A 17,015-nucleotide genomic window follows, 5' to 3' on the forward strand; every position below is an offset into this window, starting at 1 on the left:
ACGATCCGCAGCCCTTCGAACCTTAAACTCGACCAAGCGATGAAGCCGTCGAGCACAACCCGCACTGCCGTCCTGGCCATAGCCGCCAGCTTTACCCCCGTGTACGCCGCGAGCAGCCGCACCGCACCGGCCCACACGGCAACGACTCCGTGGGAAAAGGCCCTGCATCTGCGTGAAGCACTCGCCGCCGAGCCGGAGTCCGCACGGACCCGCGCCGAATACGCACGCGCCATCGAAGCCTTCCGCATCATCTACTTCGGCTCGGCTCGCGACCAGCACGCGCCCGCCAGCATCCTCGCCCAAGCCAACCTTGAGGCCGAAGAGGGCCACCTCCTCCACGACGCGAAGGCCACACAGTCCGCCGCCACGCACTACGAGTTTCTGCGCACGCAGTATCCGGCCAGTTCCCTTGTTCCCGCAGCAATCCTCGCCCAGGCCCAGCTCGAAGCGGAAGAGCGCCACGATCCCAAAGCCGCACGGACGCTGTACGCGCTTCTGGTCCACAATCATCCTCGGAGCGAACAGGCTGAAGCCGCACGCGTCGCGCTGCGCTCACCCGCCACCCTGGCCCGCGCAAAGGCCCCGGCTGTCGTCCCCGAGCCCGAACCCGCGCGACGCGTCGCTCCTTTAACGCCCGAGCCAACGCCCGAGCCCGTCGAAACGTCGCAGGCTCCCACGCGCCACTCCGGCCTGCCCCCCATGGCGACGACCGCGGAGCTCGCGGCACGCGCCGATACCGTGCCCACCTACGCGCAGCCCCGCACCACCGAGCTCCCCATTGCAGCAACGCCGGTCGAAGCCCCCATTCCCACGCACAGGCCGCGCGCGGCGACCGTAACCGGCATCCGTCACTGGTCGACCCCCACCTACACCCGCGTCGCCATCGACCTCGGCGACGACGTGACCTTCGAGGCCGCGCGCGTCACCAACCCGTCGCGACTCTTCTTCGATCTCCACGGCGCACGCCTGGCACCCGAGCTCATCAACAAGACCTTTGCCGTCACCGACGATGGCTTTCTCCAGAAGATCCGCGCCGCCCAGCAGACCCCCGACACCACCCGCGTCGTGCTCGACGTCAGCGATGTGACCGAATACTCCGCATTCCTCCTGCCCAACCCGTCGCGGCTCATCATCGACATTCACGGCAAGGCGAAACAGGAGGCCGTCGCAGCCCCCATCCCAGCGACCCCCTTGCCCGTTCCAGCTCCCCGCGTCGCGCAGCCACAGGCCGTAACGCTGGGACGCCCGGTGCCCAACACCATCGCCACCAAGACACCGACCGCCTCCGCCGAGATCGCCGCGGTCAGCCTCCAACCCGGCAAGATCGAGGCCACGGGCAAGCCCACCGCACATCCCATCGCCGCCACGGTCCCTGACGACTCCCCGATCGCCACAAAACGCAAACACACCAGGCACACCCCGGACGACGACATCGCCGCTCCCGCGAAAGCCGCCGTTCCCACCGCCACTGGCGAGACCTCGCTCGTGCGCGCGCTCGGCCTCAAGATCGGCCGCATCGTCATCGACGCAGGCCACGGCGGACACGACTCCGGCACGCTCGGCGCGGGCGGCATCCAGGAAAAAGACGTCGTCCTCGACGTAGCCCTCCGCCTCGGCAAGCTGCTGCACGAGCGCCTCGGCGCCGAGATCATCTACACCCGCTCCGACGACACCTTCATCCCGCTCGAGACGCGCACCGCCATCGCCAACAAGGCCCAGGCCGACCTCTTCCTCTCCATTCACGCCAACTCCTCGCCCGACCCCACCGCGCGCGGCGTCGAGACCTACTACCTCAACTTCACGCAATCCGCCGACGCCAACCAGCTCGCGGCTCGCGAGAACGCCCTCTCCGGCCAGTCCGTCCACCAGCTCACCGAACTGGTCAAGAAGATCACCCTCAAGGACAAGATCGAGGAGTCCCGCGAGTTCGCCTCGGACGTCGAAACCAGCCTCTACGCAGGCCTCGCCCAAGGTAACGAAGGACTCCGCAATCGAGGCGTCAAGAAGGCCCCCTTCGTCGTGCTCATCGGCGCAAACATGCCGTCCATCCTCGCCGAGATCTCCTTCGTCAGCAACCAGCGCGACGCCGAGCAGCTCCGCAAGCCCGAGTATCGTCAGCGCGTCGCCGAGTCGCTCTTCAAGGGCGTCGCCAAATACGAGTCGGGCCTCGGCGACTCGCACGCCCCGCTCGAACGCGCTTCCATTGCCACCCCCGCCACCGGCAAGTAGTCCAGGAGCCTCCATGGCCGACACCAGCACCATCATCGCGCAGGCCTACGCCGCCTTCAACCGGCGAGACATCGACGCCGCCCTCGCCCTCATGACGCACGACGTGAGCTGGCCCAGGGCGTCCGAGGGTGGCAAGGTCATCGGCAAAGAAGCGATCCGTGCCTACTGGACGCGGCAGTGGAGCGAGTTCGACCCCCACGTCGACCCCCTCGACCTCTCCCCGCAAGAGTCCGGTCGGATTCACGTGCGCGTGCACCAGCTTGTCAAGAACCTGCAAGGCGATCTCCTCGCCGACGGCGTGGTCGTCCACGTCTTCACCATCGCGGAGGGCCTCATCGTAGCCATGGACCTCGAAGACGAGGCCGATCCGAACGCTGGCCCATCAGCCGCATTCGCCCATCGCTCCTGAGCCGTCCGCCGCGTCGCCCACGCTTCCAGCCTCCCTCCCGAGCTACCCCCGTGAGGAAATGGTAGTCTCACCCCTGTATGGTTTCGTCGCGTAAAACCCTCATCTTCGCTGTCCTCCTTGCCGCAGCCGGTGCCGCGGCGCAGGCTCCGCCCGCCGCCCACATCGTCGAGCCCCCGCCGCCTCTTCTCCCCCAGCAGATCGGTTCCTTCCAGAAGAACGCCCCTGCCCCCGTCGGCGACGGCCTCGGCTCACTCGACGCCGCGCAGGCTCCGGTCATGAAAGAAGACGGCATCCGCCGCTTCGAAAAATCCGACTTCACCTCCGGACCGTTCCACGGCACCCTCACCGTCTATCAGTTCTTCGACGTCTCGGGCGCCTACGCCGCCTTCTGTTACGAGCGTTCCCAGGGCTTCAACCAGCCCGCGAAGAAGGTCGGCGGCGCCACCGCCAGCGGCCCCGACGGCATCCTCTTCCAGAGCGGCATCAACCTGGTGATTGCCCACTTCGACAAGTCGACCCCAAAGCTCCCGGCTGTCTTTGACGAATTGATCACGCATCTCCCCAAAGCCTCAGGCCCTGCCAGCCAACCGCCTCTTCTGCCCACCTACCTGCCTGAAAAGAACCTGGTCCCCGGAAGCCTGCGTTACGCGCTCGGTCCCGCGGCTTATACCGCCATGGGCGGCGTCCTGCCCGCAAACATCCTCACCTTCGATAAGGCCGGCGAATCAGTCACCGGCGACTACCAGATCCACGCCCACAAGGAGCGCGGTGTCGTCACCCTCCTGCTCTACCCCACACCCACGATCGCCGGCGACGTCAGCCGTGCCGTCGACGCGCAGCTTCACGCGCAACCGCCCGCCGGAGTCGCCAAACTCCGCCGCGAAGGCCCGCTCCTCATCCTCGCCACCGGCGGCTTCTCGGAAAAAGAGGCGCAGGAGGTGGTCGATCAGATCCACCTGCACAGCGAGGTCAGTTGGAACAAGGCCCTGCCGCCTGAGTTCCACACCGAGGTCCGCAAGACCGCCAGCCTCCTGACGAGCATCCTCGTCTTTTCCGGCGTTCTTGGCCTGGCAGCCATCCTGCTGGGCCTCTTCCTCGGCTTCGGCCGCGCCTGGGTACGCGTCTTGATGGGTAAGCCCGCCGCCAGCGAGCCGGAGTTCCTCCGTATCGACTTCAGCGGCAAACCAGCCGCCGATGCCACGGATCGGACACCGCCCACCACCTGACCCGTTTGCTCTCAGGCCCCGGAGCCGATAGAATGCATAAGGTACGCCGATGTAGCTCAGTTGGTAGAGCAACTGATTCGTAATCAGTAGGTCAGCGGTTCAACTCCGCTCATCGGCTCCACAGGTTCTGAACCAGAAAAGAGGCGAGTCCGCTCCCATGCGGTCTCGCCTCTTTCTCGTGCGCCCTCGATGGTTCGGAGCTAAAAGCTTACTTTGGCCGGAATCAGCGACTCACTCACGGCAAGCGCGTTTTTCAGCGCGGTTACCTCCGTGTAGTCACTGCCAATCTCCTGGAGCGGACCGTCCGGCGTCGACTGCAGGTACACAAACCAATGATTGCTGATCATGGTCCGGTTGTTCCTCATGACGATCCTGTGCTCTGGATGCATCTTTTCCAGTTTTGCCGTCAATTCCTTGATTATCTGCTCATTATTCATGTGGCCCGATCTAGCGGTGTAAGATTTTGCTCAAGTTTTTTTGGATCCGCGTCCCTATAGAAACATCCGCAAATGCTGTTGTATAGAGTGCTTTTCGTAACTTACCAGCGAATTCTCCCGTTTTCCTGGATCTTTCTCGTTCTGCATGTACGCAAGTACCGTACGGCCCCAAGAGAAGACGAGGTGAAATCGCTGTGATGTTGGATGCAAAACCAGCATCACGCGTACACCTCAGAGCTTCGGAGAGAAGTCGGTCGGCTTCAGAAACGTCGACTCGTGCAGCTTCACGAAGACGCCATCCTTCTCCGACGCCGTCTTCAACGCCACCCAATCCGGATCCTTGGAAAACGCAGCCCAGCTTGCCGTCGCAGCCTCGCGGCTTTTGTGGCGAAGCATGTAGACCAGAGTGCGGCCCGCCAGCGGCTCGTCCGTAGGAACCCAATAGGCAACGCCGTGCATGCCATGTTTCTCAAAGAGCTTCGTCTCACCGGAACGGAATCTCTCCAGGATCAGATCCTGCTTTCCCTCGTTCAGGTGATAGATCCTCAGTTCATACACGCTATCGTCACCCGCCGGCGACGCCGCCACCGCATCCACAGCCATGGGCATCATTGCCGCCGCGCCCATCGCCTTTAATAAATTCCTGCGGTCCATGGTCTTCTCTCCAAATGTTGAAGTCGCTGCGAGATGAGTTTATTCCCAAAAATATCAGGGCGCGACCGCGATATCACCCAAAGGTGCTACGGCCCCTCCCCCGAACGTTCGGCCCTCCGATCCAACGGGGAATATCCCCCCTCATGAAAACGCGAGACTCTTGTCTTGTCAGCAGGGACAAAGAGCCTCGCGACAGAAATGAGACTTCCTCCCATGCACAATGCCATCATCGCCATCGTCTTCATCGGAATGCTGATCGCCCCCTGCATCGTGACCATGTTCAAAGGCTCTGAAGAAGAGATCTAAGCGCATGATTCGCGCGTGGTTGCCTTGGAATCACGCTTGGTACACGTTATCCACTGATTTCCTTCAAACCCACGTCTAAAGCTCTTGATCCACGGTCGCTTGCGCCCCATACTCATTCCTAGATGAGTGCGTACACGGTGCCACCGAGACCAACAGTGACCCGATACAGTCGCCAAGACGTTCTGCGGATCCTTCGCGTGCATCCGCGCCAGCTCACCGCATGGGAGCGCGCGGGCCTGATTCTCTCCAAGGATCAGCCGAGCGAACTCGACCTTCCCTACAGCTTTGAAGACCTCTCGCAGATGCGGACTCTCCGCGACCTGCAGGCGACCCGGATCTCCGTCCGCAGCATCCGCGCCTCGGTCGATGCGATGCAGCGCGTCGCCGGCCTCAGCAATCCCCTGCTCGAAGCCAGCATGGTCCGTCGCGGATCGCGCCTCTCTTACCGCTACGCCGGGGCGCTCGTCGACCCCTTCACCCAGCAACTCGCCTTCGACTTCGAGCTCGCACCCGATCGACGTCTGCGTGTGGTGCGCTCGGGCGAACCCATGGTCGCGCCCACCGTGCCCGGTCTGCAGGAGATGTTCCTGCGCGCCGTCAAGCTCGAAGAGGACCCCAACGCCCGCGAACAGGCCATGCAGCTCTACCGCGAGATCCTGGCGCTCGATCCGCGGCACGCCCCCGCCTGCATCAACCTCGGCACCATCTATTACACGCTGCGTGACTTCGAAACTGCCGAGGCGATGTACCGTCGCGCCACCAACGCCGATCCCGACTACGCGCTTGCCTTCTTCGATCTCGGCAACGTGCTCGATGAACTGCAGCGTGTCCACGAGGCCGTCGAGTGTTACCAGCGCGCCGTCGTACTCGTGCCCAGCTACGCCGACGCCCACTACAACCTTGCCCTCGCCTTCGAGCGCAAGGGCGAGAAGCGCCGCGCCCTCGCCCACTGGCTCGCCTACGCCCGCCTCGATCCGGTAGGACCATGGGCCGCCCACGCCAAGGGGCAAGCCAGGAAGATCCTCTCCGGCGAAAAGCTCTCCATCGTCAGCCGCTTCGGCAAACAGTGCGGCAAAGCCCTCCTGAAGCACGACGCAGCCGGATAGAAGAATTAGGGCCGCAGAAGACGGCGGGAGGGCACGCATCGCGGGACTGAATGACTATTCAGCCATGTTCTCTCAATGCTAAACTCGCCGGGTTGAGGTCTTCCATGCCAGCTACCACCAAGCCCCTCGCCCTGACGCAACTCGGCGAAGAGGAGCTCTTCTTCCGCGATACCGTCCGCAAGTTCGCCCACAACGAGATCGCCCCCATGGCCCGCGCCATGGACGAGGCCCAGAAGCTCGACCCCGCTCTGCTCAAGCAGCTCTTCGCAATGGGTCTCATGGGGATCGAGATCCCCGAGCAGTTCGGCGGCTCCGGCGGCAGCTTCTTTGACGCCATTCTTGCCGTGGAGGCGCTCTCCGCAGTCGATCCCTCGGTCGGCGTGCTGGTGGACGTCCAGAACACCCTCACCATCAACGCCCTGATCAAGTGGGGCAACGAGGCCCAGAAGTCCAGATTCCTGCCGAAACTGGCTACCGACACCGTCGCCAGCTACGCCCTGTCGGAGGCCTCGAGCGGCTCCGACGCCTTCGCCCTCCAGACCCGTGCCACCGCCGTTGAAGGTGGCTATCTGTTGAGCGGGCAGAAGTTATGGATCACCAATGCGATGGAATCGGGCCTTTTCATCGTCTTCGCCACCCTCGATCCAGCGCTGGGTTACAAGGGCATCACGGCCTTCCTGGTCGAAAAAGGTGCAGCCGGCTTCACGCTCGGCAAGAAGGAAGACAAGCTCGGCATTCGCGCCTCCTCGACCGCTGCCCTGCTCTTCGACGACTGCTTCGTGCCCTCGGCCGACGTGCTCGGAAAGCCCGGTATCGGCTACAAGATCGCCATCGAGACCCTGAACGAGGGCCGCATCGGCATCGCCGCCCAGATGCTCGGGCTCGCCGACGGCGCCTGGGGACACGCCGCCAAATGGGCGAAAGAGCGCAAACAGTTCGGCAAAGCGCTGGTCGAGTTTCAGGCGATGCAGTTCCAACTCGCCGAGATGGCCACCGAGATCGAGGCAGCCCGCCTGATGGTCTACAACGCCGCCCGCCTGAAGGATAACGGCAGCGAGTTCCTCAAGGAGGCGGCGATGGCGAAGTACTACGCCTCGCACGTCGCCGAGAAGGTCGCCTCCCTCGCGGTCGAGGTCTACGGAGGCTCCGGTTTCGTCAAGGATTATCCCGTTGAGAAGCTCTATCGCGACGCCAAGATCGGCAAGATCTATGAAGGAACTTCCTTCATGCAGCTTGCCACGATCGCCAAGCTGACCCTCGGAAAGGTCTAGCCACCCAGCGTTTACACTGGAAGAATGAAGCCTTCCGCCAAACCCACCAACCTCCCTTTTTTAGGGCTGGCGTGCGCGGTCGGGGTCTCCACGATCTACTATAACCAGCCTCTTTTGTTAGAGATGGGCCAGAGCTACCATGCCCATCCCGGCGAGACGGGTTTCGTCGCGGTCGCGACGCAGATCGGCTATGCGGTCGGACTTCTTTGCTTCGTTCCGCTCGGCGACGTGCTCGAACGGCGCGCTTTGATGGTGAGGATGTACGGGGCGGTGGCGGTGGCATTACTTTTGGTCGGACTTGCTCCGAGCCTTTTCTGGCTGATCGCCTTCAGCGTCATCGCCGGAGCGCTTGCCTCGGTGACGCACATCGTCTTGCCGATTGCGCCGGATCTGGTCGAGGATAACCAGCGTGGGCGGGCGATCGGCATCGTGATGACGGGGCTTTTGCTGGGAATTTTGCTGGCCCGCACCTTTGCCGGATGGGTGAGCCGCATTCATGGGTGGCGGCTGGTCTTCTTGATCGCGGCGGCGGTCAATCTGGCGTTTGTCCCGCTGCTGTGGAAGGTGATGCCGAAACTTCCGCCGAAGCAGCCGCTGACGTATGGCGAGGCGATGTCGTCCTTGTGGACGCTGTGGCGGACTCAGCCCCTGCTGCGCGAGTCGTGCGTGCTGGGAGCCCTTGTGTTTGCCTCATTTAGCTGCTTCTGGACGACGCTGGCGTTCCTGCTCGACAGCCACTATGGACTGGGGCCGGGGGTCGCGGGAACCTTTGGTGTCGTGGGCGCGGCGGGGGCGCTGACGGCGTCGATTGCCGGACGTTTTGCCGATAAACATGGGCCGCGCTGGGTGCTCACCCTGGGCGGAGCGGTCCTTGCAGCCTCGTATCTCTTCCTGTGGGGGGAGGAGAAGGCCAATGTTTCGTTGGGTTTACACCTCGCGGCGCTGGCTGTGGGGGTGATTGTGCTGGATGTGGGGGCGCAGATGATGCAGGTGGCGAACCAGACCAGAATCTTTGGGCTGGTGCCTTCGGCGCGGAGCCGCCTGAATACGGTGTATATGACCGTGTACTTCTCGGGTGCGGCGGCTGGATCGGCGCTCTCGACGGTGGCGTGGGTCCACTGGAAGTGGAATGGAGTGTGTGGTTTAGCCCTCACGCTGATCGCTCTTGCCGGGTTGCGGCATGCTACCGGACGGCGCGGGGAGAGAGCGCCCGGAGCCCAGACCGAGACGGTTCTGCACGCCTGAGAGGCTGGGCTCTCCAGCAAAAAAAGTGGGATGAAGTGCACCGCTTTGGGTGCACTTTTTACATGGCCGCTATCCTGGTGTTCTAAAGGACTTAGGGACCGGCGATGCGAAAACCCCTTTGCTTCTCCAGAGACTTTCCGGGCCGTGAAACGTGGAGGAATGTATGGATTTTGTGGCCACCGTGCATGGAAAACATGGTGCGCTTGTTTTCGCGTGAACGATCGCACGCGTTTCCCCGGGGACGAGGGTCGGTATCGGGCAAGGACGAGCAAAGCGAAAGGCCGCTGCCCCAGGGCAACGGCCTTTTCTCCGGAGCAGTCCGACCTTAGAACTCGATCTTCGCGTTGAGCTGCACGTCGCGTGACGTGTTGCTCTGCTTGCTCGCGGTTCCGAAGGCGGTGCTGGTGATTCCGGTGGTGAGACCGGTGGCTTCCACGTGGTTGGTGACGTTGAACATGTCGGCCCCGATGGTGAAGCGGGCATGCTCAAAGGGGCCGAAGGTGCGGCGGATGCTGGCGTCGAGGTCCTTGGTGCTGGGGCCGGTGACGCCGTAGGCCTTGGCATAGGGTGCGTTGCCGAAGGCCGTGGCCGAGGTGAGGAACGGCGCGTTGGGGGAGGAGGAGAGCGATGGGACGAAGGCGGCTTCCTTGAAGTTGCGCGAGCCGTAGGGCACCGACGTGCGGAGCTGGCCGGTGAAGTTGGGGTTGAGGCTTGGGCGGCATCCGCCAAAGAAGGCGAACTGACCGGCGCAGGAGGTGGTGTAGACCAGCGGGTTGCCGGAGTTGTAGGAGTAGATGCTGGAGATGACCCAGCCGCCTGTCAGACCGCGCACCAGGCGCTTGCCGGAGGCAGACGGCGTGACCCAGCTTCCGTAGATATGCAGCGACTGTGGGCCGTTGTCGATGTTGTACGCGTTCGATTTGACGTAAGTAGAGGTGCGAGCGGCGAGGTTGTCGTAGAGGCGGGAGTAGGTGTAGTTCACCGTGAGCGAGAGGCCGTGATAGGCGCGCTGCTTGAGGGTGAACTCGAAGGCGTTGTACTTGGAGTTGCCGTCGTTCTGGAAGTTGTTGGAGATGGTGTACTGGGGGAAGGGACGGAGGGCCTGGCCGATCGTTCCCGTGGTGGTGTTGTAGTTGGTGTATGGCAGGGAGATGGATGCCATGCCGTTCTGCGCCAGCAGCGCGTTGGCGGCGGCGAGGTTGGTGGGGTTGGCCGGGGCCGTCAGCAGACTGCCCAGGACGAGGTACTGGGGCTGAGCCTGGTTGCTGAAGATGCCGTGGCCGTTGCCATTGGGGAGGAAGTGACCGAGCGAACCGCTGTAGTCGATGGAGACGGTGGTCTTGTTGGTGACGGCCTTCTGGAGACCGAAGCTGTAGTTCTCATAGTAGGCGGAGCGGCTGGCAAGATAGGGCTCGTCGTAGAAGACGGTCTGGCCAGGGGCGGTGAAGCCCGGGGTGGTGGTGAGGCCGACGCCGTAGGTGTTGTCGAAGGTGGGCGGCGTGGCGGTGAAGAGCGGGTTCGTCCAGCTATAGGGCGACTCGTACCCGAGGGACTGGGCGAGGTTGGTGCTGGCCGCGAGGCCGATCTGGTTGGTGCCTTCGCGGGCTCCGCCGCGTCCGCCGGTTCCACCAGCGTGCGTGGCCGAGATGCCGAAGGAGCCGCGGAAGACGAGATCCTTCGCTGCCTGATAGGCGAAGCCGAGGCGCGGCTCCACGTTACCCCAGTAGGTCTTTACGCGGGTGTCGCAGTTGCAGTAGTACTGGTTGCCCTTGCCGTTGTACTCGATGACGCCCATGGCGCCGTGGGCGACGGGGTTGGGGATATCGGGATTGAAGAAGGACATGCGGTCGAGGACCTCGTGGTAGGAGCCGTAGATGTCCCAGCGGAGTCCGGCGTTGATGGTGAGGTTCTGCGAGGCCTTCCAGTCATCCTGAATGTAGGGCGAAAGGGCCTTGAAGCGACCGCCAAGAACGCCGAGGGCGCGCTGGTCCGCTACGTACGCCGAGGTGGTCGAGCCGAGAAGATAGCCGACGTAGGCGTTGCCGCTGGTGGTGGTGACGGAGCTCTTGCCGTAGGTGGCCGGAGCGCCGACGGCTTCCTGCCCGGTGAACATGGCCGAGGTGGAGGTATCGAAGGAGAAGCTGACGCCAGTGCCGGTGGCGGGCAGGGCGGAGTTGTACTGGTACCACTCCATCTGCGCGCCGACGGAGATGCTGTGGCGTCCCCTGGTCCACTGCAGATCGTCGGTGAGTCCGTAGGTGTTGACGAGGAGGTTCTGGGGACGGTTGGTGTTGAGGGTGGTACCGCTTCCATCCCAACTGGTCAGGCCGTTGTTGCCGCTGAAGGCCGTCTTGATGAAGCTGCCGCCGCCCCATCCTGGGAGCGTGTTCTGGAAGCCGAGGGTGGAGAGGGCGTACTGCGGGGTGAGGGTGGGATCGGCCTGGATGGTCTCGTTGCGGAAGTAGCTGTACTTGATGTCGTTGACCATGTTGGGCGAGATGACCCAGTTGTGGCCGATGATGCCGGTGTTGTTGAAGAGCGTGGTGCTGGTGGTGGCGGAGTACGGCAGAGGAAGGATGGAGCCGGAGTCAAGGGCACCGGCGGAGTTCGCGCGCTGGCCGACGAGGTACACGAGGCTAAGGCGCTGTGTGGGGGTGTACTGGTAGTCGAGCTTGCCGCTGGCCTTGAAGTAGTTGTAGCCGGTGGACTGGCTCCCGAGGTAGTTGTTCTGGTAGTTGCCGTTGGCGAGGTTCGTCGGCAGGAAGGCCTGCGCGGCCTTGGAGATGGCCGAGATGCGCGAGGCGGGGATGATGTCGCCGGGGAACTGGTTACGGCGGCAGTTGGCTCCGTTGTTGATGCAGGTGGTCGTGGCGGGGTCGTAGATGTGATATCCGGTGGAGGCAGCGAAGGCGGAGAAGTCACCGTTGCGCATGGCGAGGGTGGGCAGGGTGAAGTAGCCGGGGTTGGGCAGGCTGCGGTAGGCCATGCGCTCGTATCCGGCGAAGAAGAAGGCCTTCTCCTTCATGATGGGTCCGCCGATGACAAGGCCGTACTCGTTCTGCTTCTCGACGGGCTTGGTGGCCTTGCCGGTGGCGGGGTTGATGACGGATTTGGCGAGGTAGTTCCAGGTGTCGAGTTCGGTGTTGCGGAAGAACTCGAAGGCGGTGCCGTGGAACTTGTTGGTGCCGGAGCGCATGGTGAAGTTGTTGAAGCCCTGGCCCTGGTACTTGGCGGAGATTCCGATGGTCTGGACCTGCGACTCGTCGACGGCCTCGATGATGGCGCCGAGGCTGGTGTTGTTGGCTGCGCCCTGCTGGTTGATGCCGCTGGCGACGACGCCTTCGAGGTAGGTCTCGTTGTGATAGTTGACGGCACCGCCGTTGTATCCGCGGGTGGAGTCGACGCCGTTGGCCAGGTTGACGAAGGCGACTGGGTTACGCGGGGCGGAGTTCATGACGAGGGGCAGGAGCTGGTAGTCCTGGCTGTTGACGGTGTCGCCGACGGTGCCGTTGGAGGCGTTGAGCGAGGGGGTGGAGACGGTGATGACGGTATCGGTGCCGGGCTTCAACTCGAGGTTGAGCGAGATGGTGGCGAGGGCGTCGACCTGGATGTGCTCCTGGGTGCGCGGGCCGAAGCCGGGGGCGATGACGGTGACGGTGTATTCGCCGATCTGGAGGGGCGAGATGTTGTAGAGGCCGGATCCGGTGGATTTACGGCTGGTGACGACGCCGGTCGCGCTGTTAGTGGCGTTGACGATGGCGTTGGGAATGACCGCGCCCGAGGGGTCGGCGATGATGCCCTGGATGCTGCCGGCACCGGCCTGTGCGAGGGCCGCGTGGCCGAACCCGAGGACGAGCAGGATGAGCGCGAAGAAAAGGTTTCCCAGGCGGCCTGGGTTGGATGAACGATGCATCGGTATTGCCTCCATAGCGATTCGTGCGATTGCGTGCGTGCGGCTGGATAGCCACGAGTCCGCGCCCGTTGCGATGGGCTTCGAACAGGGGTCTGTTGGGATCTCGATCCGGCTGCATGGAGGACTCTACGTGCCGGTTAGCACGGTTGTGATGGGACTTAAGTATGACTGGGGGCGAAATAATTTCTCATAGGAATTTATTTCTGGATGTGCCCAGGCCGCAGCGAGGGACTGGCGTGGCGCGGGAGGAGCCGGGCTCATGCCTTGCGGCGGGGGCGTCGACCGAGGGGCTGGATGACCTCGCGGTCGCCGAGATAGCCGCACGCGACCAGCGTCCGGACGATGCGGTAGACGGTGCTGTAGGAGTAGCCGAGCTCGCGGGCGATGCTCTTGACGTTGACGGACGGGCCGCCGTGCTGGACCCGGTCGATGACGTTGAAAGCCTTGAGGAGGACCGGGACGATATAGCTTCGATCGACGTCGGGGTGCTGGTCCATGGAGCGCTGGGAGCGGCTCGCTTTGACGATCTCAAGGTCGTCGAGATGGAACCTCGGCTTGGGCAGGGCTTCTCGCATGCTCTCCTGTGGTGTGCGTGTAGCGTTACCACTGTAGAGACGGGAGGTGAGGTTTGTAATCAGCCGAAAGTATGATGCGGTGGAAGGCTAAAGGTGAACGAGTCCGCGCTGGATGGCGACGAGCACGGCCTGGGTACGGTCTTCGGCACCGAGGCAGGCGAGGATGACGCCGACGTGGGTCTTGATGGTGCCTTCGGTGACGCCGAGGGTTGCAGCGATGGTCTTGTTGCTCATGCCGCGGGCGAGGAGGCCGAGTACCTCTTTTTCGCGCTCGCTGAGGGTGTCGTGGGGGTTGCGGGCGCTGAGCTTTTCACGGATCTCCTGCGGAAGGAAGCGGCGGCCGGCGTGTACTGCGTAGATGCCCTGGATGAGGCTCTCCTGCGACATCCCCTTGATGAGATAGCCGCGTGCGCCGGCCTGCATGGCCTGAAAGATGTCTTCGTCGCCTTCGTAGGTGGTGAGGACGAGGAACGCGGCGTTGTGAGAACGGTCCTGCAGCTTGCGGATGAGGTCGACGCCGCTCTCGCCGGGCAGACGGAGATCGACGATGACGACGTCGGGCCGGAGGCTGAGGAAGAGCGTCTCCGCGGAGGCGGCCTCGGCGGCCTGTCCGACGACCTTCATGTCGGGCTGCGAGGAGATCATGGCGGCGATGCCGAAGCGCATGATGGGATGGTCTTCGACGATCAGGATGGTGATCAGGCTCATGGCTGTACCGGGTTGCTCCTCTCACGCAGGGGGTACGTCAGTTTCACTATTGTCCCACTGTGCGGCGCGCTGGAGACGAGGCAGTCTCCGCCGATTCTGGCCATGCGCTCCTTCATGCCGACGAGGCCGAAGCGGCCGTGGGTTGCGTCGGCGCCGATGACCGAGAAGCCCTCTCCGTTGTCGGAGATGGTGACCTCGAGTTGGGACTTTGTGGCGAGGAGATGCAGCTTCACCTGGGTGGCGGCGCTATGGGTGAGGGCGTTGATGAGGGCCTCGCGCGCGCTCATGACGAGTTCGTGGGTGATGGTGTGGGGGAGGCGGGGCTCGGGGCCGAGCCGGGTGAAAGAGATAGTCGCCGCACCGGGGCGGGACTTTTGCTGCGTCATGGCGAGGAGTGCGCCTTCGAGGGATTCGTCGGCATCCTGGCCGCGAAGATCCCAGACGGCGGCGCGGGCTTCCACGATGGTCGCCTTGATCTGCTCGCGGGCGTACTGCAGCCAGGTCTTCGATTCTTCCGAGCCGGCGGGCTGCACGGCGATGGCTTCGAGCAGGGCGGAGACGGCCTGGCAACCCTGAATGAGGGTGTCGTGCATCTCGCGGGCGAGACGGCCACGCTCGCGGGCCACGGCGTGGAAGCCGATCTGCAGACGCTGGATGCGCATGCGGTCGATCCAGAACATGGCGGCTGCGAGGGCAAAGAGGACGGCGATCCAGAACCAGATGCGCTGATAGAAATATGGGCTTTGATAGAGCTCAAACTGCGCGTGGCCGAGGATGCGCTGTTCGGAATCGATAGCCTGGACTTCGTAGGTGTGGCTTCCGACGTCCATGCCGGTGTAGAGGGCGGTGCGGGCGGTGCTGGCCGCGGTCCAGTTGGGGTCGGGGCTGAGGCGCTGACGGAAGCGAACGCCGGATTGCGCGCTGAGCATGACGGGCGCGTACTCCACCTGCACGGTCTGGGTGCCGGCGCGGAGATGGAGTTGCGTGGAGAGATCGACGGGGTTGCCATCGACCAGGACGCGAATCGCAATGGGCACGGGCAGCGGGGGCTGGGCGGCGGGACTGGGAAGGACGTGGATGGGGCCGAGCGAGCTGGGAAACCATGCGCTGCCGTCGCGGTCCACACTGCCCGACTGCTGCATGCCGGTGAAGAGCTCGGCGGAGGGAAAGGCATCGGTGACGGAGTAGGTGTCGGAGGCCATGGACTGCGAGGGAGCCGGACGCCCGGCGGCGCGCAGCAGCTCGTTCTCGGAGACACGCATGATCTGGGTGGGGCCGGAGATCCAGAATGCCGCCTTCGAGGCGGGCGTGTTCGATTCCATGATGTGGAAGACGGCCTGGTTCCCTTGTCCGCCACCGAGCGGCACCTGTTTGAGGACGCCTGACTGCAGGAGGAACAGGCCAGTGTTTGTGCCGAGCCAGAGGGTGCCGTCTGCCTTGCCGTAGACGGACCAGACCGGGCCGGAAGGGAGTTCGAAGTTCGGTTGGGGGAGTTGAAAGCCGCCATCCTGCCATTGATAGAGGCCGCGCTGCGTGCCGACCCACAGGCGTCCGCTCGCGTCTTCGAACATGGAGGTGACGAGCGTGTGGGGTGCGCCGCGCACCTTGTGGTAGTTGCGGATGTGCCCGTCTTTCCAGAGGCTGATACCGCCGTCGGTCGCGATCCAGATGCCTCCGTCGCGCGCCTGGAGGAAGCCGCGAATATAGTTGGTGCCGACCTCCTGAGTGAACTGCTGGTGGCGTCCGTCCGGGGCGAGCCGAAAGACACCGCTTCCTGCGGTGCCGATCCAGATCGCTCCGCTGGCATCGCGCATCACGACACGGACGATGGCGGAGCCGAGCCATGGGAAGCGGTACGATTCGATCTTCCGTCCACGCAGTTGGTAGACGCCGTTCGAGCAGAACCAGAAGCCTCCGTCGCCATCCTGGCTGATGGTTCCGTAGTCCGAGGTGAAGGTGGGCAGAGGGACCAACTGCAGATTGGTCTCGCTGAGCCGGACCAAACCGCTCTGCGTGCCGATCCAGGAGTTTCCCTCGGTATCCACCGTGCTGCTGAGGAGCGTCTCGCTGGGCAGCGCGGCGATCTCGGCGCGCTCGAACCGGCCGGAGCGGCGGACGTACATGCCGAAGCCGGCGGTGCCGACCAGAAGCTCCGCCGAGGGGAGCCGGCCAAACATCCGGATGATGCCCTGCACCGCGGGAACCTGCGTGAAGGTGTCGTTCGCACCACGGAGGAAGAGCCCGGAGACGGCACCGACGAGGATGGTTCCGTCCGTGTCCTCGACGATGGCTTTCACGCGGATCGAGCCGCTGCGGGAGGGAAGTTTATAGGGCTTCACCTCTCCGTTGGCGATACGCAACAGATCGCTGCCGCCGGCCCACATGGCTCCGTCGTGCGCCTGCACCACGGAGGTCCAGCCCAGGTTGGTGTACTGCTTCGCGGGCATCGCGTTGTGGAAGACGCTCTTGTCTCCGACGAAGAGACCGTGGTCGGTGCCGATCCAGATGTGGTGCAGGCTGTCTTCGGTGACGACCCGGATGAGCGAGTCGGTGATTCCCTGCCCGGCACCCAGAAGCTCCACCTGCGATCCGTGGAAGCGCACCAGACCCGCGCCCTCGGTTCCTGCGTAGACGCTGCCATCTGAGGTAGCGGTCAGACAGGTGACCCCGTTTGCGAGTTGTTCGCTGCCGGGACCGGCATACGGAGAGAAGGCCTGCCCGTCGAAGCGCAACAGGCCGCGCGGGGTTCCGATCCAAAGCAGGTGTCCGGGGCCCTGGACGACAGCCTGGATGACCTGATCCGTCAATCCATCCTGCACATGCCACACCCGCGCCGTCATCGGCGCAGGGGCCTGGGCCCGCATGCCGGTGGACATGAGGGCGAGCGCGGCGAGGCAGAGTACGAGGAAAGAGGGACGCATGATCCGAGCGTAATC

12 protein-coding genes and 1 tRNA gene are annotated in these 17,015 nt (G+C 63.8%); 7 read left to right on the top strand and 6 right to left on the bottom strand.

The window, feature by feature from the left end:
* The first annotated feature begins 39 nt into the window (after nucleotides 1-39).
* From BM400_RS00300 to BM400_RS00315, 4 genes are all read left to right on the top strand, one after another.
* The gene (locus tag BM400_RS00300) at nucleotides 40-2,229 is read left to right on the top strand and encodes an N-acetylmuramoyl-L-alanine amidase (RefSeq protein WP_089835556.1); all 2,190 of its coding nucleotides are present in this window, start codon (nucleotides 40-42) and stop codon (nucleotides 2,227-2,229) included.
* Between the two features lie 13 nt (nucleotides 2,230-2,242).
* Nucleotides 2,243-2,638: a nuclear transport factor 2 family protein gene (locus tag BM400_RS00305; RefSeq protein WP_089835559.1), complete on the top strand. Its 396-nt coding sequence runs from the start codon at nucleotides 2,243-2,245 to the stop codon at nucleotides 2,636-2,638.
* 77 nt (nucleotides 2,639-2,715) lie between these two features.
* The gene (locus BM400_RS00310) at nucleotides 2,716-3,864 is read left to right on the top strand and encodes a DUF6599 family protein (protein WP_089835561.1); all 1,149 of its coding nucleotides are present in this window, start codon (nucleotides 2,716-2,718) and stop codon (nucleotides 3,862-3,864) included.
* A gap of 45 nt (nucleotides 3,865-3,909) precedes the next feature.
* A tRNA-Thr gene (locus BM400_RS00315) sits at nucleotides 3,910-3,985 on the top strand.
* A 79-nt stretch (nucleotides 3,986-4,064) separates the two neighbouring features.
* Here BM400_RS00315 and BM400_RS00320 read toward each other — a convergent pair.
* Both BM400_RS00320 and BM400_RS00325 read right to left on the bottom strand, forming a co-directional pair.
* On the bottom strand, nucleotides 4,065-4,301 hold the full coding sequence (locus BM400_RS00320; protein WP_089835563.1) for a hypothetical protein: 237 nt from the start codon (nucleotides 4,299-4,301) through the stop codon (nucleotides 4,065-4,067).
* A gap of 231 nt (nucleotides 4,302-4,532) precedes the next feature.
* Nucleotides 4,533-4,955, bottom strand: coding sequence for an NIPSNAP family protein (locus tag BM400_RS00325; RefSeq protein ID WP_217644053.1), 423 nt, complete (start codon nucleotides 4,953-4,955; stop codon nucleotides 4,533-4,535).
* Between the two features lie 428 nt (nucleotides 4,956-5,383).
* Here BM400_RS00325 and BM400_RS00330 point away from each other — a divergent pair, with 428 nt between their 5' ends.
* The 3 genes from BM400_RS00330 to BM400_RS00340 all read left to right on the top strand — a co-directional run bounded on the left by BM400_RS00330 (nucleotide 5,384) and on the right by BM400_RS00340 (nucleotide 8,883).
* Nucleotides 5,384-6,367, top strand: a complete 984-nt coding sequence (locus BM400_RS00330; RefSeq protein ID WP_089835565.1) for a tetratricopeptide repeat protein — start codon at nucleotides 5,384-5,386, stop codon at nucleotides 6,365-6,367.
* A gap of 104 nt (nucleotides 6,368-6,471) precedes the next feature.
* Nucleotides 6,472-7,638 carry an acyl-CoA dehydrogenase family protein gene (locus tag BM400_RS00335; protein WP_089835567.1) on the top strand — a complete coding sequence of 389 codons (1,167 nt, stop codon included), beginning with the start codon at nucleotides 6,472-6,474 and terminating at the stop codon, nucleotides 7,636-7,638.
* Nucleotides 7,639-7,662: 24 nt separating this feature from the next.
* Nucleotides 7,663-8,883, top strand: a complete 1,221-nt coding sequence (locus BM400_RS00340) for an MFS transporter (protein ID WP_089835569.1) — start codon at nucleotides 7,663-7,665, stop codon at nucleotides 8,881-8,883.
* Nucleotides 8,884-9,208: 325 nt separating this feature from the next.
* On the opposite strand, the gene BM400_RS00345 is transcribed toward BM400_RS00340, so the two are convergent.
* The 4 genes from BM400_RS00345 to BM400_RS00360 form a co-directional block, all read right to left on the bottom strand.
* On the bottom strand, nucleotides 9,209-12,796 hold the full coding sequence (locus BM400_RS00345) for a carboxypeptidase-like regulatory domain-containing protein (RefSeq protein WP_175528793.1): 3,588 nt from the start codon (nucleotides 12,794-12,796) through the stop codon (nucleotides 9,209-9,211).
* A gap of 257 nt (nucleotides 12,797-13,053) precedes the next feature.
* A complete protein-coding gene (locus tag BM400_RS00350) occupies nucleotides 13,054-13,371 on the bottom strand; it encodes a helix-turn-helix domain-containing protein (protein ID WP_089835573.1) in 318 nt (105 codons plus the stop codon).
* A gap of 87 nt (nucleotides 13,372-13,458) precedes the next feature.
* Complete coding sequence (locus BM400_RS00355) at nucleotides 13,459-14,079, bottom strand: response regulator (RefSeq protein WP_089835575.1); 621 nt, start codon at nucleotides 14,077-14,079, stop codon at nucleotides 13,459-13,461.
* Entirely contained in the window at nucleotides 14,076-17,000 is a 2,925-nt protein-coding gene (locus tag BM400_RS00360) for a sensor histidine kinase (protein ID WP_089835577.1), read from the bottom strand. The genes BM400_RS00355 and BM400_RS00360 overlap by 4 nt, the downstream gene beginning before the upstream one ends.
* Nucleotides 17,001-17,015 lie beyond the last annotated feature (15 nt).

Origin of the sequence: Granulicella pectinivorans, from assembly GCF_900114625.1 — a bacterium.
Classification (GTDB): Bacteria; Acidobacteriota; Terriglobia; order Terriglobales; family Acidobacteriaceae; genus Edaphobacter; species Edaphobacter pectinivorans.

Bases quoted from the DNA above. Each gene is read 5' to 3' on its own strand.
- BM400_RS00360 (WP_089835577.1), bottom strand. From the start codon at position 17,000: ATGCGTCCCTCTTTCCTCGTACTCTGCCTCGCCGCGCTCGCCCTCATG.
- BM400_RS00355 (WP_089835575.1), bottom strand. From the start codon at position 14,079: ATGAGCCTGATCACCATCCTGATCGTCGAAGACCATCCCATCATGCGC.
- BM400_RS00350 (WP_089835573.1), bottom strand. From the start codon at position 13,371: ATGCGAGAAGCCCTGCCCAAGCCGAGGTTCCATCTCGACGACCTTGAG.
- BM400_RS00330 (WP_089835565.1), top strand. From the start codon at position 5,384: ATGAGTGCGTACACGGTGCCACCGAGACCAACAGTGACCCGATACAGT.
- BM400_RS00345 (WP_175528793.1), bottom strand. From the start codon at position 12,796: ATGCATCGTTCATCCAACCCAGGCCGCCTGGGAAACCTTTTCTTCGCG.
- BM400_RS00305 (WP_089835559.1), top strand. From the start codon at position 2,243: ATGGCCGACACCAGCACCATCATCGCGCAGGCCTACGCCGCCTTCAAC.
- BM400_RS00310 (WP_089835561.1), top strand. From the start codon at position 2,716: ATGGTTTCGTCGCGTAAAACCCTCATCTTCGCTGTCCTCCTTGCCGCA.
- BM400_RS00320 (WP_089835563.1), bottom strand. From the start codon at position 4,301: ATGAATAATGAGCAGATAATCAAGGAATTGACGGCAAAACTGGAAAAG.
- BM400_RS00300 (WP_089835556.1), top strand. From the start codon at position 40: ATGAAGCCGTCGAGCACAACCCGCACTGCCGTCCTGGCCATAGCCGCC.
- BM400_RS00335 (WP_089835567.1), top strand. From the start codon at position 6,472: ATGCCAGCTACCACCAAGCCCCTCGCCCTGACGCAACTCGGCGAAGAG.
- BM400_RS00340 (WP_089835569.1), top strand. From the start codon at position 7,663: ATGAAGCCTTCCGCCAAACCCACCAACCTCCCTTTTTTAGGGCTGGCG.
- BM400_RS00325 (WP_217644053.1), bottom strand. From the start codon at position 4,955: ATGGACCGCAGGAATTTATTAAAGGCGATGGGCGCGGCGGCAATGATG.